General features: G+C 67.2%; 26 protein-coding genes. 16 read left to right on the top strand and 10 right to left on the bottom strand.

All coding sequences use genetic code 11. The annotated features are described in order from the left end of the window. Nucleotides 1–67: 67 nt before the first annotated feature. From MU582_21495 to MU582_21480, 4 genes are read right to left on the bottom strand one after another with little or no spacing between them, the layout of a single operon-like run. Entirely contained in the window at nt 68–949 is an 882-nt protein-coding gene (locus tag MU582_21495) for an alpha/beta hydrolase (protein ID UPK74975.1), read from the bottom strand. A gap of 11 nt (nt 950–960) precedes the next feature. Next, the gene (locus MU582_21490) at nt 961–1596 is read right to left on the bottom strand and encodes an SRPBCC family protein (GenBank protein UPK74974.1); all 636 of its coding nucleotides are present in this window, start codon (nt 1594–1596) and stop codon (nt 961–963) included. Next, complete coding sequence (locus MU582_21485) at nt 1593–2399, bottom strand: SDR family NAD(P)-dependent oxidoreductase (GenBank protein ID UPK74973.1); 807 nt, start codon at nt 2397–2399, stop codon at nt 1593–1595. Before MU582_21485 ends, MU582_21490 begins: the two co-directional genes overlap by 4 nt. Nucleotides 2400–2448: 49 nt before the next feature. Beyond that, complete coding sequence (locus tag MU582_21480) at nt 2449–3150, bottom strand: enoyl-CoA hydratase/isomerase family protein (protein ID UPK74972.1); 702 nt, start codon at nt 3148–3150, stop codon at nt 2449–2451. Between the two features lie 60 nt (nt 3151–3210). Here MU582_21480 and MU582_21475 point away from each other — a divergent pair, with 60 nt between their 5' ends. The 7 genes from MU582_21475 to MU582_21445 are packed head-to-tail and all read left to right on the top strand — an operon-like array spanning nt 3211 to nt 11320. Then, nucleotides 3211–4077 (top strand): FAD binding domain-containing protein, encoded by an 867-nt coding sequence (locus tag MU582_21475; protein ID UPK74971.1) that lies wholly within the window; start codon nt 3211–3213, stop codon nt 4075–4077. After that, nucleotides 4074–6467, top strand: coding sequence for a xanthine dehydrogenase family protein molybdopterin-binding subunit (locus tag MU582_21470; protein ID UPK74970.1), 2394 nt, complete (start codon nt 4074–4076; stop codon nt 6465–6467). The genes MU582_21475 and MU582_21470 overlap by 4 nt, the downstream gene beginning before the upstream one ends. Next, complete coding sequence (locus MU582_21465; protein ID UPK74969.1) at nt 6464–6952, top strand: (2Fe-2S)-binding protein; 489 nt, start codon at nt 6464–6466, stop codon at nt 6950–6952. The genes MU582_21470 and MU582_21465 overlap by 4 nt, the downstream gene beginning before the upstream one ends. Beyond that, entirely contained in the window at nt 6949–9264 is a 2316-nt protein-coding gene (locus MU582_21460) for a xanthine dehydrogenase family protein molybdopterin-binding subunit (protein UPK74968.1), read from the top strand. The genes MU582_21465 and MU582_21460 overlap by 4 nt, the downstream gene beginning before the upstream one ends. 37 nt (nt 9265–9301) lie before the next feature. Further along, the gene (locus MU582_21455) at nt 9302–9949 is read left to right on the top strand and encodes a GntR family transcriptional regulator (GenBank protein ID UPK74967.1); all 648 of its coding nucleotides are present in this window, start codon (nt 9302–9304) and stop codon (nt 9947–9949) included. Between the two features lie 25 nt (nt 9950–9974). Then, a complete protein-coding gene (locus MU582_21450) occupies nt 9975–10700 on the top strand; it encodes a helix-turn-helix domain-containing protein (protein UPK74966.1) in 726 nt (241 codons plus the stop codon). Nucleotides 10701–10759: 59 nt separating this feature from the next. Next, nucleotides 10760–11320: a dihydrofolate reductase family protein gene (locus tag MU582_21445; GenBank protein ID UPK74965.1), complete on the top strand. Its 561-nt coding sequence runs from the start codon at nt 10760–10762 to the stop codon at nt 11318–11320. 98 nt (nt 11321–11418) lie between these two features. On the opposite strand, the gene MU582_21440 is transcribed toward MU582_21445, so the two are convergent. The 5 genes from MU582_21440 to MU582_21420 form a co-directional block, all read right to left on the bottom strand. Then, nucleotides 11419–12936: a sodium:solute symporter family protein gene (locus MU582_21440; GenBank protein ID UPK74964.1), complete on the bottom strand. Its 1518-nt coding sequence runs from the start codon at nt 12934–12936 to the stop codon at nt 11419–11421. Nucleotide 12937: 1 nt separating this feature from the next. Next, nucleotides 12938–13120: a hypothetical protein gene (locus MU582_21435; protein ID UPK74963.1), complete on the bottom strand. Its 183-nt coding sequence runs from the start codon at nt 13118–13120 to the stop codon at nt 12938–12940. A gap of 156 nt (nt 13121–13276) precedes the next feature. Beyond that, complete coding sequence (locus tag MU582_21430; protein UPK74962.1) at nt 13277–14632, bottom strand: amidase; 1356 nt, start codon at nt 14630–14632, stop codon at nt 13277–13279. Next, entirely contained in the window at nt 14629–16143 is a 1515-nt protein-coding gene (locus tag MU582_21425; protein ID UPK74961.1) for an AMP-binding protein, read from the bottom strand. The genes MU582_21430 and MU582_21425 overlap by 4 nt, the downstream gene beginning before the upstream one ends. A 28-nt stretch (nt 16144–16171) precedes the next feature. Continuing rightward, nucleotides 16172–16522, bottom strand: coding sequence for a helix-turn-helix transcriptional regulator (locus MU582_21420; protein ID UPK74960.1), 351 nt, complete (start codon nt 16520–16522; stop codon nt 16172–16174). Between the two features lie 140 nt (nt 16523–16662). Here MU582_21420 and MU582_21415 point away from each other — a divergent pair, with 140 nt between their 5' ends. Then, entirely contained in the window at nt 16663–17550 is an 888-nt protein-coding gene (locus tag MU582_21415; protein ID UPK74959.1) for an NAD(P)-binding domain-containing protein, read from the top strand. Further along, nucleotides 17547–18413 carry an NAD(P)-binding domain-containing protein gene (locus tag MU582_21410; protein ID UPK74958.1) on the top strand — a complete coding sequence of 289 codons (867 nt, stop codon included), beginning with the start codon at nt 17547–17549 and terminating at the stop codon, nt 18411–18413. The genes MU582_21415 and MU582_21410 overlap by 4 nt, the downstream gene beginning before the upstream one ends. 10 nt (nt 18414–18423) lie before the next feature. Here the strand turns inward: MU582_21410 and MU582_21405 are convergent, their stop codons facing one another. Further along, complete coding sequence (locus MU582_21405; GenBank protein ID UPK74957.1) at nt 18424–18687, bottom strand: zf-TFIIB domain-containing protein; 264 nt, start codon at nt 18685–18687, stop codon at nt 18424–18426. Nucleotides 18688–18783: 96 nt separating this feature from the next. On the opposite strand from MU582_21405, the gene MU582_21400 reads away from it, so the two are divergent. The 7 genes from MU582_21400 (at nt 18784) to MU582_21370 (ending at nt 26793) form a co-directional block, all read left to right on the top strand. Continuing rightward, on the top strand, nt 18784–19479 hold the full coding sequence (locus tag MU582_21400) for a hypothetical protein (GenBank protein ID UPK74956.1): 696 nt from the start codon (nt 18784–18786) through the stop codon (nt 19477–19479). A gap of 192 nt (nt 19480–19671) precedes the next feature. Then, entirely contained in the window at nt 19672–21210 is a 1539-nt protein-coding gene (locus tag MU582_21395; protein ID UPK74955.1) for a sodium-dependent transporter, read from the top strand. A 140-nt stretch (nt 21211–21350) separates the two neighbouring features. Further along, complete coding sequence (locus MU582_21390; protein UPK74954.1) at nt 21351–22277, top strand: LysR family transcriptional regulator; 927 nt, start codon at nt 21351–21353, stop codon at nt 22275–22277. Between the two features lie 39 nt (nt 22278–22316). Continuing rightward, on the top strand, nt 22317–22883 hold the full coding sequence (locus MU582_21385) for a dihydrofolate reductase family protein (protein ID UPK74953.1): 567 nt from the start codon (nt 22317–22319) through the stop codon (nt 22881–22883). A gap of 201 nt (nt 22884–23084) precedes the next feature. Next, complete coding sequence (locus tag MU582_21380; protein UPK74952.1) at nt 23085–24245, top strand: hypothetical protein; 1161 nt, start codon at nt 23085–23087, stop codon at nt 24243–24245. Continuing rightward, nucleotides 24242–25636: a VOC family protein gene (locus tag MU582_21375; GenBank protein UPK74951.1), complete on the top strand. Its 1395-nt coding sequence runs from the start codon at nt 24242–24244 to the stop codon at nt 25634–25636. Before MU582_21380 ends, MU582_21375 begins: the two co-directional genes overlap by 4 nt. After that, nucleotides 25633–26793: an FAD-binding oxidoreductase gene (locus MU582_21370; GenBank protein ID UPK74950.1), complete on the top strand. Its 1161-nt coding sequence runs from the start codon at nt 25633–25635 to the stop codon at nt 26791–26793. Before MU582_21375 ends, MU582_21370 begins: the two co-directional genes overlap by 4 nt. The last annotated feature ends 20 nt before the right edge of the window (nt 26794–26813 follow it).

Here is a 26813-nt window from a genome sequence, read left to right as displayed (position 1 = left end):
GGCCACATGAGCGGGTGTTTTTCGGCCGGACGCCGTACCTCGGCGGGAGTGTGGGGGACGGAGGAGGCTATTTCGCTCCCGTTGTCGATCCCGATAGCGAACGCGGGTCGCGTACGCCCCATTTGTCGTGTTCGACGGCGGTGAAGAACTTGTCGAGTAGGCCGTTGAAGAGCTCGGGCTCCTCGAGGTTCGTCACGTGGCCGGACTTCGGCAGGATGGCCAGCGCGCAGCGCGGGATCGTGCGCTTGAGCATCAGATCGGTCTCGAGCGCACCGTCGTCCTCGTCGCCGGCGATGACGAGGACGGGGGTCTCGCACGCGGCGAGCTCATCGCGCATCGCGTACAGCGACGGGCGGCCCATCTGTACGCCCCGCATCGTGTTCGCAGCACCGACCGGATCGTGTTCGGCGAGTACGCGTACGTGCTCGGCATGGCCGCGGGGGTCCTTCGCCTCGTACTGGACGCGTGCCGGCCCGACGCCGTACCAGGTCGACATCGACGCCGAGCCCTCTGTCTCGAAGGCCTCCGCGATCTTGGCCGACTCGGCGCGGAAGGTCGCCTCCTTGTCCGGATGCGCACCGTATCCGCAGCCGGCGACGACCGCCCCGCGTACGCGGGAAGGATGCTGCAGCGCGGTGTGCAATGCGCCGAACCCACCCATCGAGTTGCCCACCACATAAGCGGTGTCGACGCCGGCCGCGTCGAGAACGGCGATCACATCGGCGACCGCGCGCTGCTGGCTGTACGCCTCCGGGTCCGTCGGAACATCGGACGGCGGGTAGCCGCGCGCCGCGGGCACCAAGCAGCGATACGTACGCGAGAAGCGGCGGACCTGCTGCTCCCACGTGCGGTGGTCGCCTGCGAACTCATGCAGGAAGACGATCGCATCACCGGTGCCGGTGTCCTCGTAGTAAAGCGCGACATCATCGTCGGTACGGGCGTAGGGCATGGATCCTCCTGTCAGCGGCGGCGTGCGCCGATGCGCGCGCCGACATAGGCGGCTACTCCGGCGCAAACGACCGTCGTGATCTGGCCAGCATGGCGTTGCAGCATCGGCCGAACGAGAATGCTCCACGCGTCGAGGCTCTGCTCGGGCTGCGCGGTCGCCGGCTCGGCCTGCGCGTCGCTCGTCGCGGCAGCGGACTCGCGCCTGCCGGCAAGAAGATCGGCGACGTTGCCGGCGAACGTCTGCATCACGCCGTCGGTGACCTCGCCGATGACACCGCGGCCGAACTGCGCGACCTTGCCGCGGATGTTCAGCTCGGTGTCGATCTCGACCAGAGTGCCGTCGCCGTCATCGCGTACGTGCGCCACGATGTACGCGTCGGCATTGCCGGCACCGCGTTGCTCGCGTCCCTTCGCCCGCATCGTGAGCCGGCGTTGGTCGTCGTCGACCTCGAGTACGCGTAGCTGACCCGCGTACGAGACGCCGAGCGGACCGACCTTGACGGAGACCTCGCCTTCGTACGTGTCGTCTGCTGGGTGCCCGGTGAGTCGAGCACCCGGCATGCAGGTCGCGACCCGCTCGACGTCGAGGAATGCGTCGAAGACCTCGGACGCGGGCCGCTCGATGCGGAACGCGTTCGTGAGCTTCATCCCCGGCTGCGCTCCATCAGCGCCTTGCGCTGGGCGCCGTCGATCGGCACATGTGCGCCGTGCACGCTGGCCGCGATGTCGGACGCCAGGAAGGTCACGAGTGCCGCAACCTCATCGGGTCGAGTGATCCGCCCGAACGGAATGGAGTCCTCGGCGCGTCGCCGCGCCTCAGCCTGGTCGACGCCCATGTCGCGGGCGAAGGCCTTCTCCAGGCCGTCCCAGCGGTCGGTGTCGACGGGGCCGGGGTTGACCGTGTTGACGCGTACGCCCTGCGGGCCGTACTGGTCGGCGATCGATGAAGCGAAGTTGAGGTCCGCGGCGTTCGCTGCGCCGGCGGTCATCTCCCAGTAGCTCGGCTTCAGCCCGTCGTTGCCGACGACGAGCACGATCGAGCCGGAGCCGCGCTCGACCATATGGGGTACGACCGAGCGAACGGTGCGTACGTACCCCATGAACTTGAGGTTCAGGCTCTGCATCCACTGCTCTTCGGTGAGCTCCTCCAGGAGTCCGCCCGGCGAGCTGCCGGCGCAGGTGACGAGGATGTCGATCCGCCCGAACTCATCGAGCGCGGCGCGTACGCAGCGGTCGACGTCATCGGCCTGGCTCATATCGCCTGCTTTGGCGACGACCTTGCGGCCGGTCTGCGCGGAGAGATCGGCCGCGGTCTTCTCGAGGTCCTCCTGGCCTCGCGCGGTGATCACCACGTCGCAGCCCTCGGCCGCGAGCTGTGCGGCGACGTCGCGCCCAATTCCCTTGCTGGCGCCGGTGACGAAGGCGACCTTATCGGTCAGGTTGAGGTCCATCGATTCCTCCTCGAGCTTTGGTATATCAAATACCGATTGCGCGACGGCGTCAAGAGTTCGGTCCGGAACGCGGGGCACGGCCGGACCACGCCGCCCGGTTCCGCTCGCGCTCGGTGCTGAGTGCCGACAGCAGCTGCGGCCTGGTGGCGACCTGTTTGACTCGGGCGAGCGCCGCGGCGTCTGCCGACGCAAGTCGCGACACGATCTCCTCTGTACGCCCCCACGGGTCGTCGTGGAGGCGGCCGACGAGGCCGGCGCGTACCGCGTCGTCGGCGCCGAGCCAGCTTCCGGTGAGGGCCAGATCGAGTCCGTACGACCGGCCGACCAGGTCGGGCAGGATCCACGCACCCACAGCGAGCCCGTGTCCCGGGCCGACCCACCGCCAGCGCGCTCGGTCGGAGGCGATTCGCAGATCGGCGGCGGTCGACAGCTGTGCGCCGCCGCCGACGGCCGCGCCGTCGACGACCGCGACCACCACGCCCGGTCGGGTGACCATGCGCAGGTAGCAGGCGTACAGGAGATCCGATAGCCGGGCACGGGTCGTGTCATCGGTATCGAGGTCCGCGCCCGAGCTGAAGATTCCCGGGGTCGAGCTGCCGAGGACGAGTACGTTCGTGGTGTCGTCGCCGAGCACGTCGTACAGGTGGCGGACGGTCTCGTAGGTGAGTGCGTTGCGCCGATCGGGGCGGTCGATCAGGACGCGGATCGCGCCGCCGAACTCGGTAGGTCGATCGATGCGAAGATCGCTCACGCTGTCCTCCGTCCAGGCTCTGCGATATGGTATATCATCGGTCGTCCGAAGAGGTGAGACGTGAAACCAGCGCCGTTCGAGTACCACCGGGCGTACACGCCCGACGAGGTCGTCGAGCTACTGACCGAACTCGGCGATGACGCCAAGATCCTCGCCGGTGGCCAGTCCCTCGCTCCGATGCTCAACTTCCGGTTGGCCCGGCCGAGCGCCCTCGTCGACATCAACCGGGTCGGCGGGCTCGACTACATCCGGCGCGACGGTGACGCGCTGTGCGTCGGGGCACTCACCCGGCACCGAACCCTCGAAACGGACCGGTCGGCCGACGTACGCGACGGGTTCGACCTACTCCCACGCGCAGCCCGTTGGATCGGTCATTACCCGATCCGCTCCCGCGGAACCGTCGGCGGCAGCATCGCGCACTCCGACCCCACTGCGGAATGGTGCATCCTGGCGCGGCTGTTCGACGCCGATGTCGTCGTCAAGGGTACGAACGGCACTCGGCGGGTCACCAGCGCCGACTGGTTCACCGGCTTCCTCACCACGGCCGCCGAGCCGACCGAGATGCTGATCGAGACGCGCTTCAACCGGCCGCGCCCGTACGGCGCCCTCACCGAGTACGCCCGTCGTCGCGGAGACTTCGCGATCGCCGCGGCTGCCGTTGCATTCGATGTCGCCGACGGCAAATGCCGCGACGTCGGTGTCGTCCTCGGCGGAGTCGGCACGGAGCCGCTACGTGTCGCCGAGGCCGAGGCGATCGTTGAGGGCGCGGCACCGACCGAGGCCACCTGGGCGGAGGCTGCTCGGTGCGCTGCTGCCTCGATCCGGCCGAGCAGCGACGTGCATGGCGATGACAACTACCGCAGACATCTCGTCGAGACGCTCACGGCACGCGCGTTCGCGGAGGCGTACGCCGGGAGCGCGCCGTGACCAGCCCGACCCGCCCGACCACGAAGCAGTGGGTGGGCAACCGGCTGCCGCGGCGCGAGGATCCGCGGATGCTCCGCGGCTCCGGGCAGTTCGTCGACGACATCGCCGACCCGCATGCGTACCACGCCGCCTTCGTACGCTCGCCAATCGCGGCGGGCAGGCTGCTGTCGATCGACGCGACCGAGGCGCTGGCGATGCCCGGCGTCCAGGCGGTGCTGACCGCCGACGACCTCGGTCGGCCCCAGCTCACCGCGGCACTCGAACGCGAGGAGTTCATCGCCACCGAGATGCCGTTGCTTGCGTTCGACCGCATTCGGTACGCAAGCGAGCCGGTTGCGGTCGTGATCGCCGAGACCCGCTACCTGGCCGAAGACGCAGCTGACCTGGTGTTCTGCGATTTCGAGGAGGCGAAGGCGGTGTTGTCGATCGCCGATGTCGACTCGGGCGGGCCGTCGCCACATGACGAAGCGCCGGACAGCGTGCTGGTCGACCTGCAGATGTTCGCCGATGACTTCCTCGAGGACGAGTTCGACCGCGCGTCACTCGTCCTCGAGGAGACCATCACCAGCGGACGGGTCACCGCGGCTCCGATGGAAGGGCGCGCCTGCCATGCGCGACTCCACGAGCGCGACGACCAGCTTGTGCTCCACGTATCCACCCAGGTGCCGCATCAGGTACGCAGCGGAGTCGCACAGGCACTCGGTCTCCCAGAGCGTCGCGTGCGCGTGATTGCTCCCGACGTCGGCGGCGGTTTCGGGCTCAAATGCGTCGTCGGCCGCGAGGAGGTCGTGGTCGCGGCCGCGTCGCAACGCCTCGGTCACGCTGTGCGCTGGAGCGAGGATCGGCAGGAGAACCTCACGGCCGCGTTCCACGGACGCGAGCAGGAGTACCGCGTACGAGCCGGTTTCAACGACGACGGCACCTTGGTAGGTGTCGACGCCGACATCCGCTGCAATATCGGCGCGTACTCCGCGTATCCGTTCAGTTGTGGCGTCGAGCCGCTGATGGCCGCCACCGAGCTGCCGGGGGTCTACAAGGTCGGCCGGTACGCCGCGCGCGCCCGCGGCGTCGCGACGAACAAGCCGCCGACGGCACCGTACCGCGGAGTCTCACGGCCGCAGATCGTACTGGTCATGGAACGCCTGATGGACAAGGCAGCAAGGCGTCTCGGTATCGACCGGGTCGAGATCCGGCGCCGCAACACCGTCCACGCCGAGGAGTTCCCGTACACCGGTCCCAACGGCATCACCTATGAACCGGGTTCGTACGTCGAGTCGCTCGACCGCCTCGTCGAAGAGGTCGGCAAGGCCGGGTGGTGGGAGCGTCGCGGCACGACCGACGACGGGCTCATCCGGGGCATCGGCATCGCGAACTTCTCCGAGCGCACCGCGTACGGCACGCCGACCATGGGCATGCGCAAGATGCAGATGACGCCCGGTTTCGAGGTGTCGCACGTACGAATGGACGCCTCTGGCGAGGTGACCGTCACCAGCGGCACCTGTGGCCATGGCCAAGGCCATGAGACGACGTTCGCGCAGATCGTCGCGGATCGGCTCGGTATTAGTCCCGATCGGGTCAAGCTGCGGCAAGGAGACACCGACCTCGTCAGCTTCGGCTGGGGTACGTTCGGCAGCCGGTCACTGGTGATCGGTGGTGGCTCCGCGGCGGTGGCGGCGCGCCGGCTCGGCGACAAGCTGAAGCAGATCGCCGGCGAGCTGCTCGAGGCCGATCCCGCAGATATCGAGCTCGTCGAGGGACGAGCCGAGGTGCGGGGAGCTCCCGACGCGGCGCTGCCGATCGAGCAGATCGCGGCGACCGTGCACTTCCGCGCACACGAGCTGCACAACAACGACGAGCAGCTCCTAGAGGCGCGCGGCGCTGCCGATCCGCCGGGCATGTTCTCGAACGCCGCACATGCCGCGCTCGTCGAGGTCGACCCCGGCACCGGCGACGCGCGGGTCGTCGACTACATCGTCGTCGAAGACTGCGGAGTCGTCGTCAACCCGATGATCGTCGATGGCCAGGTACGTGGCGGGGTTGCGCAGGGCATCGCGTCGGCGTTGTACGAGGAGCTCGTCTACTCACCCGAAGGCCAGCCGCTCGCGGGCACATTCATGGACTACTTGGTGCCGACCGCCAGCGAGATCCCGCCGATCGCCGTCCACCACCTCGAGACCCCGTGCGACCAGACCGAGACGGGTGCGAAGGGCATGGGCGAGGGCGGCACGATCGGGGCACCCGCCACGGTGGTGTCCGCACTCAACGACGCACTCCGTGCGTACGGCGCCGACATCGACCATGTGCCCGTACGCCCGGCCGACCTGTTGCACATCTTGAGCGGATCCGCCGTCGACGACAGCGCGACCAGAACGAAGCAGGAGGCCCCATGATCGACCGTCAACTGGTGACGATCACCGTCAACGGACGCGAACACGAGCTACTGCTGGAGTCGCGTAAGACCCTCGCCGACACGCTGCGCGACGACCTCGGGCTGACCGGAACTCACCTCGGTTGCGAGCACGGCATCTGCGGTGCTTGCACGGTGCTGCTCGACGGCGAACCCGTACGGGCCTGTCTCGTCTTCGGTGTCCAAGCCGATGGCGCGGAGGTGACTACGGTCGAGTCGCTCGCCGAGGACGGCGAGCTCAGCGATCTGCAGCAGGCCTTCAGCCGACATCACGGCCTGCAGTGTGGCTTCTGCACGCCGGGCTTCCTGATGCTCTCCGAGGCGTACCTCGCGACCGAACCCGCCGGAGATCCCGAAGAAGTACGCGAAGTGGTCTCCGCGAACCTCTGCCGCTGCACCGGCTACCAGGGCATCGTCGACGCCGTGGTCGAGGTCGCTGCGGCACGCGGGGAGCAGCGTCAGGCATGACCGAGCAGATCGGGCTTCGTACGCCGCGTAAGGAGGACCACCGGCTCCTGGTCGGTGCGGGTCGCTTCGGCGCAGACGTACGCCCGGCGCGTACGGTGCATGTCCGCATCGTCCGCTCGCCGATCGCGCATGGTGTGCTCGGCGAGCTCGACACCACCGCGGCGCTGGAGTTGCCGGGCGTCATCGACGTGGTGACGGCCGATGACCTGCCTTCCGACCTGCGCATCCCGGTACGTCTCGATGTCGGTGACGCAGACCTGACCGAGTATCTGCAGCCCGTACTGGCTCGCGAGACGGTGCGCTATGTCGGCGAGCCGATCGCAGCCGTTGTCGCCGAGTCGGCGTACCTCGCCGAAGATGCCGCGGAGCTGGTCGACTTTGAGATCTCGGAGCGCGAGGTCGTCCTCGACGCCGACGACGAGCGTGCTCCGGTCGCCGATGCCCTCTCGCTCGGCTTCGGCGACATCGATTCCGCCTTTGCAGCGGCCGAGAAGATCGTGTCGACCGAGGTGACCATCGGCCGGCACACCGCGGTGCCGATGGAGCCGCGCGCTCTGACCGTCGAGTATCACCCGGCGACGGGCGCACTCGACGTGTTCGGTGCGACCAAGGTCCCGGTGTTCAACCGGCAGGTGCTCGCCGAGCTGCTCGACGTCGACCAGAGCTCGATCCGCATGCACGCCGTCGATGCGGGAGGTGGGTTCGGCGTACGAGGAGAGTTCTACCCGGAGGACTTCCTCGTACCCTGGCTCGCTGTCCGCCTCCGCCGGCCCGTTGCCTGGGTCGAAGACCGCGCCGAGCACCTGGTCGCCGTGAACCACTCGCGCGAGCAGCGGCATCGCATCGAAGCGGCGTTCGACGCCGACGGTCGACTGCTCGGCCTTCGCGACGACGTACGTCATGACAACGGTGCCTACGTACGAACGCACGGCGTGATCGTCCCCGAGTTGACGCTTGCCATGCTGCCGGGTCCGTACCGGGTCCCCGCGTACGAAGGGCGGGTACGGGTCGCGCTCACGAACAAGACGCCGTGCGGCACCTATCGCGCACCGGGACGATTCGAGGGCACGACCGCGCGTGAGCAACTGTTCGACCGGGCCGCTGCCGAGCTGGGCATCGACCGGGTCGAGCTACGGCGCCGCAATCTGTTGACGTCCGAAGAGCTCCCGCACACCAGGTCGATGAGCACGCTGGGCACCGAGGTGGTGCTCGATGCAGGAGACTATCCGGGCCTACTCGAACGCGCTCTCGTGAGTGCCGACGAGCTCGGCTGGCCAGGGCTGGTCGCTGATGCACGCGCCGCCGGGCGTCGGGTCGGCATGGGCGTCTCGATGTTCTTGGAGAAGAGCGGACTCGGCCCGCACGACACGGCCGACGTCGAGATCACGAGCACCGGCCGCGTCCGCGTGCACTCGGGCGGCACTTCGTTGGGCCAGGGGATAGAGACGGTGCTCGCGCAGATCGTGGCTGACGAGTTCGGCGTGAGCATCGACCGCGTCGACGTCGTCAACGGCGACACCCTGCTCCAGCCTTACGGCACGGGTTCGTGGGCGAGTCGGTCGACCGTCGTGGCCGGAAGCGCAGTGCGCGGCGCCGGCCAAGAGGTTGCGGCCCGCGCACGCGATCTCGGCGCGCGGATGATGGAGGTGGCTCCCGCAGACGTCGAAGTCGCTGCCGGCGAGGTCCGGGTACGAGGCGCCGCGACGAACTCCGTACCGCTCGCCGACGTGTGGCGGGCGGCGCAGCCGGGCAGCCGCTGGCTGAAAGCGGACGAGCCGGCGGGGTTGTCTGCGCGACACCGCTTCAGCGTCGACCACATGACGTATCCGTACGGCGCGCATATCTGCGTTGTCGAGGTCGACGAGGGCACCGGGGGAGTCGAGGTGCTGCACTACTTGGTCGCGTACGAGGTCGGACGCGCCGTCAACCCCACCCTCGTCGAGGGCCAGCTTCGAGGCGGTGTCGCGCAGGGTGTCGGCGGTGCGCTGTTCGAGCAGTTCCGCTACGACGACGCGGGTCAGCCGCAGGCGACGACGTTCATGGACTACCTGATGCCGACAGCGTCCGAGATACCCGTGACGGATCTCGTCGTATGCGAAGACTCTCCTGCCACCACCAACCCGCTGGGCGTACGCGGAGCAGGCGAAGGTGGCCTCACGGGCGCGGGCGCGGCGATTGCGAGTGCGGTCAGCGACGCCGTCGGGCTACCGTCGATCGGCGAGCTACCGATCACACCAGGGGCAGTGGTCGAGTACCTACGGCGAGGCGAAAAGAATCGCTCGAACCACGGCAACGACGAGACGGGGCACTAGGATGAGTGAATCCAGCGGGAGAGGAGGCGATCGGACCATGGGCGCCATCGGGGGACTCACGCCGATGCAGTACTCCTCCAAGAGCGACATCGTCTGTGCGATGCTCCGTGAGTTGATCATCTCCGGCGAGCTTTCGCCGTCCGAGCCACTGCGTCAACGCGATCTCGCCACCCGGTTCGGAGTCAGCCAGACGCCGGTACGAGAGGCGCTGCGCCGTCTGGAGTCCGAGGGCCTCGTCGCCAACGACCCACACCGAGGTGCGACGGTCTCGGAGTCGCGCAGCGGCGTGGTCGAAGACAACTCGCAGATTCGCGCGGCGCTCGAGCCACTCGGCGCCCGGCTCGCCGCCAAGGCGATCACCGAAGACCAACTCAACGCACTGCGCGCGCTGAACGACGAGATGATCGGCCTTCCTGAGAACGACTCGCGCTACGGCGTACTCAACCGCGAGTTCCACTTCACCATCTATCAGGCCGCGGCTTCGCCGATGCTGCTGTCCATGATGCGGTTGTTGTGGCAGGCGATGCCGGACGGGCCACAGGTGGCGCGCACCCATCAGGAGTCCACCGAGCAACATGCGGCGTTGATCGAGGCGCTGGCGTCGGGCGATGCTCAGGCCGCAGCAGACATCACGCGTATGCACATCATGGGGTCGAAGCACCTAGAGTCCGAGATCGCCCACTGAGTCACGGTTTGGCGGTACGTGTTCGATGCAGCCGGAACGTACCGTGCAACGCGGCCTCGAGGTCGAGCACCGCGCCTCTGACTCGCCACATATCGAACGCGTATGGCGGAGTCGAAGCCACACCGTCGCCAAGATGCTGTCGGTCGCAACGCCTCGCTACGGTCTCGTCTTCTGGAGCGAGCGCGGTGAGCTCGGCGCGGCCGTGACCGGGCCCGAGTCGATGGCCCGCCTGGCACCTCTTCCGACGGAGGCCACCTTCTTCGGCATCGACTTCGCGCTCGGTACCTATCTCCCGCAGCTGCCGACGGGTCCGAGACTTCTCGACGGCGAGATCACGATCCCCGATGTCACTGCCCGGTCGTTCTATCTGGCCGGAGGCCACTGGCGACACCCGGACTACGACAACGTCGAGGCGTTCGTACGAGCGCTGGCGCGGGAAGGGGTCGTACGACGCGATCCATTGGTCGCCGAGGTCGTCAACGGCCTTACTCCGCACGTATCCGGCCGCACGGTCCAACGCCGATTCCTCGCCGTCACGGGAATCACCCGGGGCACTGCACGGCAGATGGACCGTGCGCGTACCGCGGCGATCCTGCTGCGTGATGGTTGGTCGTCAACAGACACGATCGACCGGCTCGGCTTCTACGACACACCGCATCTGCATCGGTCCCTGCGCAGGTTCATCGGACGCACCCCGACCGATCTCGGCTCATCCGACCAGCTGCCCTTGTCGCTTCTGTACACGACATGACCCGCGTTGCTCCTCTACGGTCCCGGTAGTCAGCCAAGAGCTTCTGGGAGGTGCCCGCGATGGGCAAGATCGTAGTCAGCCTGTTCTCCACCGCCGATGGTGTCGTCGAGGCGCCGGACAAGTTCATGCGCAACTGGGACGACGATATGGCCGCCGATCTCGCGGATCAGCTGTCGACCTGGGAGGTGAGCCTTTTCGGGCGGAATCAGTACAACGACTGGGCGGCCTACTGGCCGGCGTACGAAGGCTCCGCCGACGATGCGTTCGCGCGCAAGATCAACTCGGTCCCGAAGTACGTCGTCACCTCCACACCACTCGAGCCGCACTGGGAGGGCGCCGAGGTGCTCGGTGATCCGAACGCATCGTTGGCCGAGCGGGTTGCGCCGCTTCGTACCTCGGACATCGCCGGAGATGTCATGGTCGGCGGCAGCATCACCTTGGCAACGGCCTTGCTACGCGAAGACCTCGTGGACGAAGTACGGCTCCTCATCACGCCGTACGTCGCCGGCTCCGGACACCGACTCTTCGACAACGTGACCGACAAGACGCTCGAGCTGATCTCCGCGAAGACCACGCCGACCGGGTCACAGCTGGTGCGTTACCGGCCGGTGGTCGGCTGAGGGCGCCCGAACGCCCCGTGGGCCGTACGCTTCGGCGACGACACCTCATCAGTCGGGACCGAAACGTACGCACGGGGTGCCCACGGGGCGAGTTCGGGTCACACGGCCTGCCGCTCCTTCAGCTTCGTACTCACGAACGACAGGAAGTGGTCGGCGCGTTCTGTCGGAGCCTTGGTGACCAGACTGACGCCGACGAACAGAACGACCGAGACGATCAGTCCCCAGACACCGGAGTCCTGACCGAACAGTTTGCCCATCTCGTTCAGGGGGCCGCCGGTGATCACTTCGGACTTGGTGTACTCCAGTACGGCAACGACGATGCCGCCGCAGATCACTCCGGCCAGTACGCCCGCGGCCGTGCCGCGCCGCCAGAAGAAGGTGCCGATGATCGGCGGCACCATCACCAGCAGGCCGGCAGACGCGGATACGGACAGAACCGCGATCAGGTCGAGCTCCAACCGCGCGAACAGGTACGCGAGGACGGCGATCACCGGAATCACGATCTTGCCGACGGCCAGCTGCTGCGAATCGGACGCGGTCGGCTTCGCCTGTGCGAACACGTCGCGGGTGACCATCGACGACAGCGTGAGCAGGATCGAGTCGATCGTCGAGACGGCCGCTGCCATGATGCCGACCATCACGATCACGCCGAGTGCGGTCGGCACGATGTCGGAGGCCAGCAGCGTCGGCGTTGCGAGGTCGCCGGTCTCGAGTCCGGGGTTCTCGATAAGTGCGGCGAAGCCCCACGTCACGGCGACGAGCGTGTAGATGAACCCGAAGATCATGAAGCCGATCAGCATCACCCGCAGGTCCTTCATCGACTTCGGGGTGTAGAGCCGCTGACTGACCTGTGGGTTGGAGATGCTGAAGAAGATCCATGGGAGCGTGAGACCGATGAAGGTGCTCAGGCTGAAGAAGCCGTTGCCGGGCACGGTGAGAGCACCGGGGCTCGCCTCGGTGATGCCGTCGAAGAAGCCGCCGATGCCGCCCAGGTGGTTGATCACCACGATCACCACGATCGTCGCGCTGATGATCATGATGATCGCCTGCAGGGAGTCGGTCCACACGACCGAGCGCAGCCCGGCGACGAGTGCGAACGCGATGGCGAGCACGGTCGCGAGCACCGTTCCGGCCGTGAAGGAGATCGCCCCGTCGGACATGCCGTTGAGCAGGTAGCCGACTCCGGCGAGCTGAACCGCCGAGTACGGGATCAAGAATATGCAGCTGGTCAGCGCGGTCACCACGGCAACAGCGCGATTCTGGTAGCGGTGGCCGAGCATCTCCGATGGCGTTACGTACCCGAACTCCTTGCCGGCGAGCCAGAAGCGCGGACCGAAGATCAGCACGAGGGTGACCCCGCACAGGTAGATGAGCTCGAAGCCGAGGGCGCCGACGCCGCCCGAGTAGGTGAGGCCGGCGAGCCCGATCAGCATGAACGCGCTGTACGTCGTGGCGCTGTAGCTCATCGCCGACAGGAACCCGCCCATGCCGCGGTTGCCGAGGAAGTAGCCGGTCATGCTCGACTCGCTGCCGTCGCGCGATCGCGACAGCCAAGCGGTCACGCTCGCGAAGACGATGTAGATGACGATGCCGGTCCAGATGTAGGTGGCGTCCATGTCAATCCCTCCACGCCGAGCTGACGATCGCGTTGACGCCGACGACGACGGCGGTCGCGAGGGTCCAGAACAGGAAGCTGCCGTACCACTCGTCGACCTCGCTCAGGAGCGTGTACGGGACGACATAGCAGAGCACGATGATGATTGCGACGAGTACGAGCCACCAGGCCCGGGGATTCTTCACGGTGGAACCTTTCTCCAGCCCCGTGGTATATCAAATCTCATCAGACACGAGATCCGGGTCACAGTCAACTGCTTGCGGACAATTTGATATACCAAATGTCGCGGCGCGACCGAGTCCGCGTGCGTTGTCGGGAGAACCGTACGAGAGTCGGTCCGCTCAGCGTGCGGCGGGCGAACGCTCCAGAGCGAGCGCGAGACGTACGCACGTCGCTTCGTGGTGTGGTGGCGCCATCACCTGTACGCCCACGGGTAGTCGCCCGGCGCCCACCGGAACGCTGACCGCGGGCATGGCGGTGACCGGTGCCCATCCCGTGTAGCGGACCAGGGCAGCCGAAACGGGTTCGGCGCGGCCGCCGACGTCAGTGGTCTCGACACCGCGACGCGGGGCGGTGCACGGGGTTGTCGGAGTGATGAACGCATCGAGGCGCTCCTGCCGGAACAGTGTCGCCGTCGCGGCGGCCACCGACCGGCGGGCTCTCTCGACGAGTTCGCCGTGCGCAGCGAGCGGCGTGCCGAGGGTGAGCAATGCCCGCGCCTCCGAGCCGTACGCGGTCGGCGCCTCGCGTACGGACTCCGCATGAAGAAGCGCCGACGATCGCAGCATCGTCAGCAGCGAAACGCTTGCCGCCGTGCGCGGCAGCTTCGTCTCGCACTCCACGAGCGTCGCGCCGGCGCGAACGAGCGTCTCGAGTGCGGCGCCGTACGCGTGCTCGACGCAGGGGTCGAGTCGGCCAGGACGAGCGAGTACGCCGACGCGTACGCCGTGTAGCGGATCGGGATCGGCCGGCGTCAGGGGACGCTCGAGGAGTCGCTCGAGCGCGGCAACACAGGTACGTACGTCGGCCGCGATCGGTCCGACGACATCTTGCTCGGGGCAGATAGGCGTGACCCCGGCGGTCGACACGGACCCGGTCGTCGGCCGAAAGCCGACGACGCCGCACAGAGCGGCAGGTACACGTACCGATCCGCCGGTGTCGGTGCCAAGAGCGGCGGTCGCGGCACCGGCGGCGACGCACGCGGCGGATCCGCCGGACGACCCACCGGCGATGCGATGCGCGTCGAGCGGATTCGCGATCTGCGGGGTGGTGATGCCCCACGCCATCTCGTGCGTGGCGGCCTTGCCGACACATCTCGCACCCGCGCGTTCGAGTGCGGACCACACGGGCGCCGAACTCGTCGGCTCTCGGTGTTGCGCGCACGGTGTTCCGTTGTGCGTCGGCACTCCGGCGACATCGATGATGTCCTTGACGGCCATCGGAAGTCCGTCGCCGGATCTCTCCACCGCGGCGACCAGCCAGCCCTGTGCGAGCGCCTCATCGATGCGGGAGTCGGCGACCTCGCCGGGCGGCCAGGCGGCCCAATCAACCGCGGCATCGGGCGGCTGCGGCCAGGAGTCGTCGGGTGTCTCGGCGGTCAGCGTCTCCGCGAGCGAAATGCCGTGCTGCATCCAGGACGCGTACTGCTCCCGGGTTGCCGCCTCGACGCGGTCGCCGGGTACGAAGGTCTCCGTCACGAGGTCACCAACTCCGCGCGGACGAGCTTGCCCATGGAGTTGCGGGGAAGTGCATCGACCACGATCACCCGCTTCGGGCACTTGTACGCGGCCAGCCGCGTACGACAGTGTTCGACCAGTGACGCCGGGTCGAGGTCGAGTCCGGGCTTGGCTACCACCCAAGCGGTGACCTCCTCGCCCCATCGGTCGCTGGGTACGCCCGCGACGGCTGCCTCCTCGACGCCCGGATGCGCTTCGACGACGATCTCGACCTCGCGTGGGGCAACGTTCATTCCGCCGGTGATGATCAGCTCCTTCAACCGCCCGGTGATCGTCAGCCGGCCGTCATCGTCCCAGCGCCCCAGGTCTCCGGTGCGGAACCAGCCGCCCGGCCAGAACGCCGCAGAGGTTGCGCCCTCGTCGTCGAGGTAGCCGCGGAACACCTGAGGGCCGCGGAGCACGATTTCGCCTTCGCCGACGAACTCCCCGAGCGGTGAGCACAGCGCGACCTCAACGCCCGGGAGCGGGCGGCCGACTGAGCCGGTCACGGGATCTCCGTACATGTTGGACACATCAAGACCCGACTCGGTCAGCCCGTAGCGTTCGAGCGGCCGGATTCCGGCTCGGGTGTGAAGCCGCTCAGCGAGCTCTGGCGAGAGCGGGGAAGAGCCCGAGGTGATCAACCGCAGTCTGCGCAACGCCCGGAGCTCGGGTGAGTCGAGGTCGGCGAGGCGCTGATGGATACTCGGGACCGCGAACATGACGGACGCGCGCTCGTGCTCAATGGTTGCGAGCAACTCGTGCGGGTCGAAGCTCGTCAGCACGGAGAGGCTGGAACCGGCGGCGAGAGATGCGTGTAATGCGCTCAAACCGTGCTGATGGAACATCGGCAGCGCGTGGACCAGCACGTCGTCTGCGCTCCAACGCCAGGCGAGCATGGCGCCCCGGATGGAAGCCAGCACGGCGCCGTGGGTCAGCGGCACGCCCTTGGGCGTACCGGTGGTTCCCGACGTGTACGCGAGTAGGGCGAGGTCGTCGCTTGCGATGTCAGCACCCGGATGCGGCGGTTGAGTGAAGGTCTGGAGGTCGGCGAGAGCGGCCACCGCGGTCGGAGTGCTCGGCGGTGCATCGGTGACGAGCAAACGGGCGCTCGAGCGTTCGATGAGCCCGTCGAGCTCGGACTGGGTGTAGGTGGGGTTCGCGAGGACGACGGTCGCTCCGAGGTGCAGGACGGCGAGGTAGGCGACGATGAACGGCATCGACGTCGGTGCGCTGATGACGACTCGATCTCCGCTCCCGATGCCATGGCTGGCGAGGGAGCTGGCCGTGCGTGTCACCCGCTCGTGCAGCTGGACGTACGTGAGGCGCTCGGAGCCGACCGCGATCGTGCCGTCGGAGTGCGCTGCGGCTTCGGCGAGCGCGCCCGGGATGGTGCCCGAAGCCAGTTCGCGGCGAAGTGCGTCCGGATCGATGGAGCCGGTGTCCACGCCGAGGTGCTCTGCCCACGCGCGTCGAGTTGCGCTGTCGACCACACGTACCACCTCCGCGAAATATGGTATATCAGGTTGCAGAGAGGGCCTTCGTCGCGACGATCCGCTCCATGTGCTCGCGACCCCAGGCGCCGAGCGGCCCGAGCGCGTCGTTGAGCGATGTGCCGAAGTCGGTCAGGGAGTACTCGACCTTCGGTGGTACCTCGGGGTACACCTCGCGGTGCACGACACCGTCGGCCTCGAGCTCGCGCAGCTGCTGGATCAGCATCTTCTCGGTGATCCCCGGAACCATTCGCCGAAGCTCACCGAAACGTTGGGTGTCTTCGTTGAGCGCCCACAGGATGAGCACTTTCCATTTGCCGCCGACGACATCGATCGCGGCGTCGATCCCGCAGACGTACGGGCGCGGTTGCTTGTGCATGAGCCCACTTTACTGACTTCTAGGTAAGTACCTGACTTCAAAGTAGGTACTGGTGCGTTGTAGTGCGCCGGTGCACGCTTGTTGTAGGCGCCGACCCGGCGCTCACGAACGTCACTTTCCAGCCAGACAAGGACATTCGCATGTCTCGTACGCCCGTTACCGTGATCGGACTCGGCCCGATGGGCCAGGCCATGGCACGCACCTTCATCGACGCAGGTCACCCGACGACGGTGTTCAACCGCACACCCGGCAAGGCCGACGAACTCGTACGCTCCGGCGCGAGGCAGGCCGATTCGGCATCAGACGCGCTCGCGGCCTCGGACGTCATCGTCTTGAGCCTCACGCACTATCAGGCGATGTACGACCTTCTCGGTGCCGCGACCGATCAGCTCGTCGATAAGACGCTGGTCAACCTCAGTTCGGACACGCCGAGCGAGGCCCAACGTGCATCCGAATGGGCTGGGGAGCGCGGCGCCGGCTTCATCACTGGCGGCATCATGGTGCCGGCAGAACTAGTCGGCAAGGATGGCGCATACACCTTCTACAGCGGGCCCGTGGCTCTCGTCGATCGACATCGCTCGACGCTTGAGGTGCTGAGCAAGGTCGACTACCGCGGCGAGAGTCCGGGCCTCGCGCAACTGTGGTACCAAGCGCAGCTCGACCTGTTCATGACGATGTTGGCGAGCATCCAGCATGCGGTCGCATTGGTCGGGTCCGCAGGGGTCACTGCAGAGGAGTTCCTTCCGTACGCAAGCCGGCTCGTGAGTGAGATGCCGTACTTCATGGACGGCGTGGCCGGCGAGATCGACCGTCGCGAGTACGTAGACCAGGGAGCAAGCCTCACGATGATGGCCGCCGGCATCGACCACATCACCAGGGCGAGTGAGGAAGCCGGCATCGACCCAGGGCTCCCTGCAGCCGTTCGGGATCTCTACCGCCGAGCACTCGCCGACGGACGAGGAGGTCAGGGCTGGACCAGCCTGATCGAGATGATCAAATCCCCACGGGTCGAGGAAGAAGCGGCATGAGCGCGACAGCCGTGACAGTCGTCGGCCTCGGCGAGATGGGCCGCGCGCTCGCCGCCCGGCTGCTCGAGGAGGGCTATCCGACGACGGTGTGGAACCGATCGCCGGGACGTGCCGAAGCACTAGTCGCCGCGGGTGCGCGGGAGGCCAACTCGTTCCATGGTGCAGTGACGTCGAGCAGGCTCTCGATCGTGTGCGTACGCGACTATGCGAATGCTCGGGCGTCACTCGAGCGCGAGGCGCCGGTCTTGGCGGGTAGGTCGATCGTGAACCTCACAACGGGTACGCCCGATGAGGCGCGCGCGATGGCCGACTGGGCGGCCGATCACGGGATCGGCTACCTCGACGGCGGCATAATGGCGATTCCGTCGATGATCGGTACGCCGGCGGCTTCGTTGCTGTACAGCGGCGACGCCGACGTCTACCGGAACCATCGCGAGGCGCTCGGCCTGCTGGGATCGGCTCAATACCTGGGCGACGACGCCGGGATGGCCGCACTGCAGGACCTCGCCATGCTGGCAGCGATGTATGCGATGTTCGCCGGTGCGTACCAGGCGTACGCGATGGTCGGCAGCGCCGGCGTGAAGGCTGCCGAGTTCGCGGACACGCTCCAGTCGTGGCTGCGGGCGATGGCCGGATCACTGCCACGAGCGGCGGAGCTGATCGACTCGAGCGAGTACGCGACGGACGTGCAGGATCTGGTGTTCACCAGGACCGCGGTGGGCACGATCGTCCAGGCGGGAGAGGACGCCGGTGTCAGGCCCGGCGTCCTATCGGCCGTCGCGACGATGCTCGACGAGCAGATCGCCGCCGGTCACGGTGACCAGCACGCCACCCGGATGATCGAGTCGATCCGTACGCAGTGATCCTGCCGGCTCAGTCGAACAGATCGCTCAGCCAGTGCTCCTTCTTCTTCCGCTTGTACGAACGGTCGTCGTACCGACGCTGCTCGTAACGGGGCTGTTCGTAGGTTGGCTGTTGTGGGCGAGCCTGCGGGGCAGACATCTCGACGCCTCGGTCGATGATCTTGTCGAGCTCTCCGCGGTCGAGCCAAACGCCCCGACATTGCGGGCAGTAGTCGATCTCGATGCCGGACCGCTCGCTCATGACGAGGGTGGATCCGTCGGTGGGGCATTGCATGATGGGTACCTCCTGGCCAGTCCAACGAAGCCGATGGTCGGCCGGGTTCCCTCCCATCCGAACGAATCGAGACGGCTCGCCGCGTACGATCGCGGCGTGATCGTCACCTTCGACCTGTTCAGTGCGCTCCTCGACACTCGAAGCGGCGCTTCGAGCACGTTCGACTCGTTTGCTCGTGCGCGCGATTGGGCTGTGACCGGCACCGAGTTGTACGACGTCTGGGACGGTTTGAACAAGGCGGCGCAGAAGGGGCTCGCCGAGCGATTGGAAGCTGGCGGTGAGTGGGAGTCCTTCACTTCGGTGTCGACGCGTACGCTCGCGCAGACGTACGCCGACCGCGGCCTCGATGCGGACGCAGAGGTCGACCTGCGCGCGGTGCACGCGACGATCCCCGACTGGTCGCCGTGGCCGGATGTCGTACCCGCGATGGCAGAGCTCAGTGGCGCACACCGGCTGGGCATCCTGTCGAACGTCGACGACGCGCTGTTCGCGCGTACGCAGATCGCGGGTCTGGTCGACCCGGAGGTCGTACTCACCTCCGAGCGGTTACGCGCGTACAAACCGGGGAGCCGGATCTACCGGCGAGCCGCCGAGCACACGGGCGGACACGTGCATGTGGCGGCCTCTGCCCGCGACGTACGCGGGTCTCTGGAGGCGGGTCTCATGACAGTCCGGGTTGCGCGGCCGGGCCACCGGGTCGATCCCGACGGCCCACAACCCGCGTACGAGATCGACTCGTTGAGCGACCTCGGGCCCGTACTCGACGACGTTCGGCGCCAGTTCACCAAGTAGACATGGTGAAACTCCGCTTTGCATGGCAGATACACCGTGCAAAGTGGGAGGTTGCCCTGCCCGCTGGGACGCCGGTGGCCGCTGTGGCAGGACTCCACTGACGCGCAGCGTGATCCGCAACGATCGACCGCATTCGGGCCGACCCGAATACACCCTTGCGTGTGACCTGGGTAACACGCCAAGATGCTGGCCATGGCTGGCGAGGTGTTCAAGAACAGGTTCACGTTCATTGCGGCTGCTGTCGGCATGGCGGTCGGTACGGGCAACCTCTGGCGATTCCCACGGGTGGTCGGTGAATGGGGCGGCGGCGCGTTCCTGATCGCGCTCATCATCGCCAACCTCGTGTGGGCAGTGCCGCTGTTGATGTCCGAGGCACTGCTCGGCTCGAAGAGCCGGCTCGGCACAGTCGGTGCCTTCCGCGACTTCATGGGCCGCAAGTTCGCCTGGATGGGCGGCTTCATGGGCTTCGTGACGATCGCGATCATGTTCTACTACTCGGTGATCTGCGGCTGGGCGCTGCGGTATCTCGTCTACTCGCTCACCGGAGAGTTCAGCGGCGACAACGTCGACACTGCTGCTACCTGGCTCGACTTCAGCGAGAGCGCGTGGCAGCCGATGTTCTTCCACGTCATCTCGATCGCGATCGTCGGTTACATCGTCCTGCGCGGACTCAAGGGCGGCATCGAGACCGTCCTGAACATCGCGATCCCCGTGCTGTTCGTGATCCTGGTGATTCTGGTGATCCAGGCACTCACCCTCGACGGTGCGTCGGGCGGTCTGGAGTACATGTTCGTACCGGACTGGAGTCAGTTCGGCGAGCCCGACATGTGGCTGCAGGCATTCACCCAGATGGCGTTCTCGACCGGTGCCGGCTGGGGTCTCTATCTCACGTACTCGGTTTACATGCGCAAGCGCGAGGACATGGCGGTCAACGCCGGACTCACCTGTTCGGCCAACTTGCTCGCCTCGCTGCTCGCCGGCACGGCAGTCCTGTGCACCGTCTTCTCGCTACGCGGCGAGGAGTACGCGGCGACGGCCGCCGGCGCGGGCAATCAGAACTTCGCGTTCACCTACTTCGCTGAGCTGCTCGGTCAGATGCCCGGCGGCGCCGTCTTCGGGCCGCTGTTCTTCCTTGCGCTGTTCCTCGCCGGCATCTCCAGTCTGATCGCGATGGTCGAGCTGTCGGCCCGAAACATCATGGACATGGGCCTCGAGCGCAGGAGCGCGGTCGGCTGGGTTGTGCTCGCGACGCTCGTCGCTGGCATCCCATCTGCGTACAGCGTCGAGTTCCTGACCAACCAGGACAACGTCTGGGGCATCGGGCTGCTGCTCAGTGGCCTGTGCGCGGCGATCGCGATGATGAAGTACGGCGTCGAGCGGGCGAGGCGGGAGCTGGACGAGGCAAGTGACGTCCGGGTCGGCCGGTGGTGGAACATCTGCATCTACGGTTTCCCGGTGATGCTCGTCGTACTGCTCGGCTGGTGGTTGCAGCAGTCGGTTCAGGACGTCGACGAGTGGTGGAACCCGTGGTCGCAGTTCAGCTTCGGCACCATGATCGTGCAGTGGGCGATTCTCGCGTTGATCATGCTGGCGCTCAACAACTTCCTGGCCGACAAGGTGATGAGCGGTCCGATGGCGTCGTCGATGGGCCCCGGTGCCGCGTTCGTCAAGGACCCGAACCTTCGCCGGATCCGATTGCCCCGCACGGGACGTAAGGGAGGTGCACGATGACCGCCGAGATCCTGATCTGGACGCTGGTCTTCTTCGGCATCGATATCGGCGCCGTGGTCTGGCTGTCGACGATCGCGATCAACAGCGACCGGAAGAAGCCGGTCGAGGACTGAGCCACTCGACGCGCATAGGGTGGCGGCATGCTCAACCCCGTGCACCTGCGTACGCTCACCGCGGTCATACGTACGGGGTCGTTCGCCGATGCCGCACGACAGTTGGGCTATACGGCATCGGCGGTTTCGCAGCAGATCGCCGCCCTCGAGCGGGCAGTGCAGTTGCCGCTGTTCGAGCGGGACGCGCACAGCATCACCGCTACGCCGGCGGCGGAGTTCTTGGCCGAGCGTGCCCGCGATTCCCTTTCGGCACTCGACGGGCTCGACGACGACGTACGCGGACTTGTCGCCGGTGAGCTCGGACGGCTGCGGCTCGGTAGCTTTCCGACGGCGAGTGAGCGACTGCTGCCGGGCGGGCTCGCGGCGTACCGGCAGGCACATCCCGACGTACGCGTCGAGCTCGACGAGGGCGAGCCCGCGGAACTGGTCGCGCTGCTGCGCGACGGGGAGTTGGACGTCGCCGTCGTCTACCGCTACGACCTCGTTCCGCAGCGCTGGCCGGCCGGCCTGACGCGTACGCCGCTCGTCGAGGAGCGGCTCGTACTCCTGCTGCCCGATGGTCATCGGCTCGCCGGTGAGCAGACCGTGACCCTGGCAGATCTCGAGGACGAGACCTGGGTGCGTACGCGCGAAGGCTCATCGGGTGCGACGTGCCTGGACCGGATCTGTGCCGAGGCCGACTTCGTACCCCAGGTCAGCGTGCGCAGCAACGACTACGACGTGATCCGCGAGTTCGTCCGCTCCGGGCTCGGAATCGCGCTCGTACCCGCACTCGCGCATGTACCTGCTGAGGGGATCGTTGCTCGTTCGCTCGATGACGTCGACGTACGCCGGCACGTACTCGCACTTCACCGCCCGATCGGGGCGGGACCAAGTGCCCCGGCCGCCGTCGACGCACTGACCTCGGCCGCGACCGACGTTGCGGCTGGTACGGAGGGCGTGGAGGCGACCTGAATCGACGCGGCTGTCGGCGCCCGATGACACAGTACGGACATGACGAAGACGCAGTACTACACGGGGGTCAGCATCGATGGATACATCGCTGACGAGCACAACAGCTTGGACTGGTTGTTCGCCGCATCGCGTCCTGCCGAGAAGGACGAGCGGTGGGAGACGTTCTTCGGCGAGGTCGGTGCCATGGCGTGCGGTTCGATCACCTACGAGTGGGTGATCGACCAGGAAAACCTCCTCGAGAATCCGCAGCGGTGGCAGGAGTTCTACGCCGATCGGCCGATGTGGGTGTTCACCCATCGGGACTTGCCCGTCATTCCTGGCGCCGACATCCGCTTCGTACGCGGCGACGTCGAACCCACGCACGCGGAGATGACCGAGGCCGCGGGTGATCGCAACGTCTGGGTCATCGGCGGTGGTGACCTCGTCGGTCAGTGCGACGATGCGGGCTTGCTCGACGAGATCATCCTCGGTGTCGCTCCTGTGTTCCTTGGCGGCGGTGCGCCGGTGCTGCCACGCCGCATCGAGCAGCGATTGCGTCTCGAAGAAGCGAGCGCATCGGGCGGCTTCGCCTTCCTGCGCTACGCGGTGTCTCGGCACGGGGCGTAGCGAGCCGAGCCGCTCAGGCTGTCGGCGCCCAGCGGAGGGGCGGCGGTGGTGGCGGTGGCGGTGAGCGGGCAACAGGGTTGCTTACCCTGACCCAACCCACTCGGGCGCTCGAACCCTGGCAACTCGCGTACCCCGCGCGCCATGCTGGCAGCGACCGGTCAACGACGATCGGCCGTCTGATCTGTGGAGGTACGCGAGGCGATGACGGACATGTTGGCGGCGATGGACGAATGGGGCCCGGAGAAGGTCGTCTGCGTGTCCGACCGACGTACGGGCATGCGTGGGGTCCTGGTCATCGACAACACCGCACGCGGCATGGGCAAGGGCGGCACCCGGATGAGCCCGACGCTCACCGTCGAGGAGGTCGCCCGACTCGCCCGCACCATGACGTGGAAGTGGGCGGCCGTCGATCTGTTCCACGGCGGCGCCAAGGCGGGCATTCTGGGTGACCCGAACGGTGCTGACAAGGAATCAGTGCTGCGGGCGTTCGCACGTGCCCTTGCCAACGAGGTTCCCTCGGAGTACGTGTTCGGGCTCGACATGGGCCTCGCCGAAGACGATGCCGCGATCTTCATCGACGAGCTGCGCGATCGTGGTGCTGCGGTCGGACTGCCACGAGCGCTGGGTGGCGTACCGTACGACAAGCTCGGCGTGACCGGCTTCGGCGTCGCGGAGGCGACCGATGCTGCGGCGCAGGCGATCGGCCTTCCGTTGAGCGGGTCGCGGGTCGCGATCCAGGGCTTCGGCGCGGTCGGCCAGGCGGCGGCTGAGCGCCTCGTCGAGCTGGGAGCAACGATCGTCGCGGTGTCGACGGCGGCCGGCGCGGTGCACGAGCCGGACGGCATCGACGTCGCCCGGCTCGCGCGCCTTCGTACCGAGGTCGGCGACGACTGCGTACGCGAGTACGGCGGTGTGCAACCGGCCGATATCGCGCTCTCGGTCGAGACCGACATCCTCGTACCGGCGGCACGCGAAGACGTCATCGGCGATGCGATCGCGGGGTCGACGACCGCCCGCCTCGTCGTCGAGGGCGCCAACCTGCCGACGAACCCGTCGTCGCGTGCGGTGCTGCACAAGCGCGGCGTCGCTCTCGTACCCGACTTCATCGCCAACTGTGGCGGCATCATCGCGGCCGCACACTCGATGGACGCGCGCTACTCGGCGCTGCCCGTCGAGCCTGCGGCGATCTTCACCATGATCTCGGCGAAGGTACGAGCCAACGTGCCGACCGTCCTCGGCGAGAGCACGACGCATGAGATCACGCCGCACGAGGCCGCGACGATGCTCGCGCGCCAGCGCGTACGTAAGGCAATGGAGCTGCGCGGCCAGTGCCCCGCGGAACTAACGGAGGTGACGGTGTGACCGTCGAGACGAGCGAACTGCGAGCGAGGTTCGCGCTGCGGCTGTCGGAGTTGTACGGCAGCGAGGTGCCCGCGTACAACACTCTCGTCGAGGTGTCGCATGAGGTGAACGCGCGCGTGATGCAGCGCGACGGGGCCGACGCAGAACGGTTGGGTTCGATCGACCGCGTGACCGCCGAACGACACGGCGCGATCCGAGTGGGTACGCCGACCGAGCTCGCCCAGGTCGCCCGTATCTTCGGCGCTCTCGGCATGAGTCCGACCGGCTTCTACGACCTGCGCGATGCGAAGCCACAGCCGATTCCCGTCGTGTCGACGGCGTTCCGCCCGACTGATCGCGCCGAGCTGGCTAAGAACCCGTTCCGGGTGTTCACCTCGATGCTCGTACCGGAGGACCGCCGCTTCTTCGATGCGGATCTGGAGTCTCGCCTGAAGCGGTTCCTCGATGCCCGCGAGTTGTTCCCGCAACGGTTGCTGGAGCTCGCCGACCGGGCCGAAGCCGACGGCGGGCTCGATGAGGAGCGGGCAGCGGAGTTCCTCGATCTGGCGGCCGCGTCGTTCGCGCTGTCGGCTGAACCCGTCGACCGCGCCTGGTACGAAGAGCTCGAAGGCATCTCCGGCGTCGCGGCCGACATCGGCGGGGTGGCAAGCACGCACATCAACCACCTGACGCCGCGCGTACTCGACATCGACGACCTGTACGACAGCATGACCGATCGTGGCATCGCGATGATCGATGCCATTCAGGGTCCACCGCGTTGGGACGGACCGGATGTCCTGCTGCGCCAGACGTCATTTCGCGCACTCGCCGAGCCGCGCAAGATGCGCGAACCCGACGGCTCTCTCACGACGGGTGAGTTGCGCGTACGGTTCGGCGAGGTCGAGGCGCGCGGAGTCGCGCTGACACCCGCGGGTCGCGACGTGTACGACCGGATGGTCGCTGTCGTCGACAACAGGCACCGGGCGCGGCCCGAGGCAGGTCGTCAGGCGATCGCATCCCAGGTCTGGCGCGAAGAGCTACCGGGTTCGGAGTCCGAGCTCGCCCGTCGCGACCTCGCGTACTTCACGTTCTCGGTGAACGCCGACCGGCCGACGGGCACACCGCCGCGGGAGCTCGCCGAGCTCATCGGCCAGGGCTGGGTGACACCCGAACCGATCGTGTACGAAGACTTCCTACCGCGTTCCGCGGCGGGCATCTTCGCCTCCAACCTCACCTCGACCGGCAACATGGACGCCTTGCAGGGCGGCGCTCCGCGAGACATCGAGTGGATGTCTGAGGCGATCGGTCGTACGGTCAACGACCCGTACGATCTGTACGCCGCCGAGCGGCAAGTGTCGCTCGACGAGGTGGCTTCGCTTCTGGGCATCCGCGAGGGGATCATGGTGGGATGACTCGCCAGGATCTGCCTTCACACGCCGATGTCGTCGTCATCGGCGGCGGCGTCATGGGCCTCAGCACGGCGTACCACCTCGCGAAGGCGGGCGTACGCGATGTGGTGCTGGTCGAAAAGGACGCGCTGGGTTCGGGCTCGACGTGCAAGGCGGCCGGTGGTGTGCGGGCGCAGTTCTCCGACGAGGTCAACATCGTTCTCGGCGCACGCAGCCTGGAGACCTTCGAGAACTTCGAGGCGATCTTCGGCCAGCAGATCGACCTGCATCAGGTGGGGTATCTGTTCCTGCTCGACTCGCCCGATGCCGTGGCGACGTTCGAGCGCAACGTCGCACTGCAGAACGAGCTCGGCGTACAGACTCGGATGATCGACGTCGACGAGGCGAAGAAGCTCTCGCCGCTGATCTCCACCGAAGGTTTGCTCGCCGCTGCGTACGGTCCCAACGACGGGCACTGCACACCCGAGTCGGTCGTGCTCGGGTACGCCTCGGCGGCGCGACGGCTCGGCGTACGCATTGCCACCTCGTGCGCCGCGACGGGCATCGACGTCGACGGCGGACACATCCGCGCCGTGCGTACCGAAGCCGGGCGGATCGAATGCGCGACCGTTGTCTGCGCGGCCGGCGCGTGGGCGCAGCAGATCGGTGCCTGGGCCGGTGTCGATCTGCCGGTGACGCCGTTACGCCGGCAGATCCTGATTTCGGAGGCGATCGCCGATCTGCCGCCTGACCTGCCGTTCACGATCGACTTCGCGACCAGCTTCTACTTCCACGGCGAGGGTGACGGCCTGTTGATGGGTATGTCCGATCCGGACGAGACGCCCGGCTTCAAGCTCTCGCAGAGCCAGGACTGGCTGCCGCGGCTCGGTGAGGCGATCGAGCGCCGAGCGCCCGGCCTGAGCGACGTCGGACTGGCCAGCGGATGGGCCGGACTCTACGAGGAGACGCCCGACCACAATGCACTCATCGGTGAGGCGGCCGAAGTGAGTCGGTTCCTGTACGCAACCGGCTTCTCCGGTCACGGGTTCCTGATGGGACCGGCGGTTGGCGAGGTCATGCGCGACATCTATCTTGGAAACGAACCCTTCGTCGACGTCGGCGGCCTCGACGCGAGCAGATTTGCGCGCGCAGGCCTACGTCCGGAGACCAACATCGTATGAACGAATCCACTATTTGCTAT

It is taken from the genome of Nocardioidaceae bacterium SCSIO 66511, assembly GCA_023100825.1.
In the GTDB taxonomy this organism is placed as follows: domain Bacteria; phylum Actinomycetota; class Actinomycetes; order Propionibacteriales; family Nocardioidaceae; genus Solicola.
This window is presented reverse-complemented; position numbering and strand designations above follow the sequence as displayed.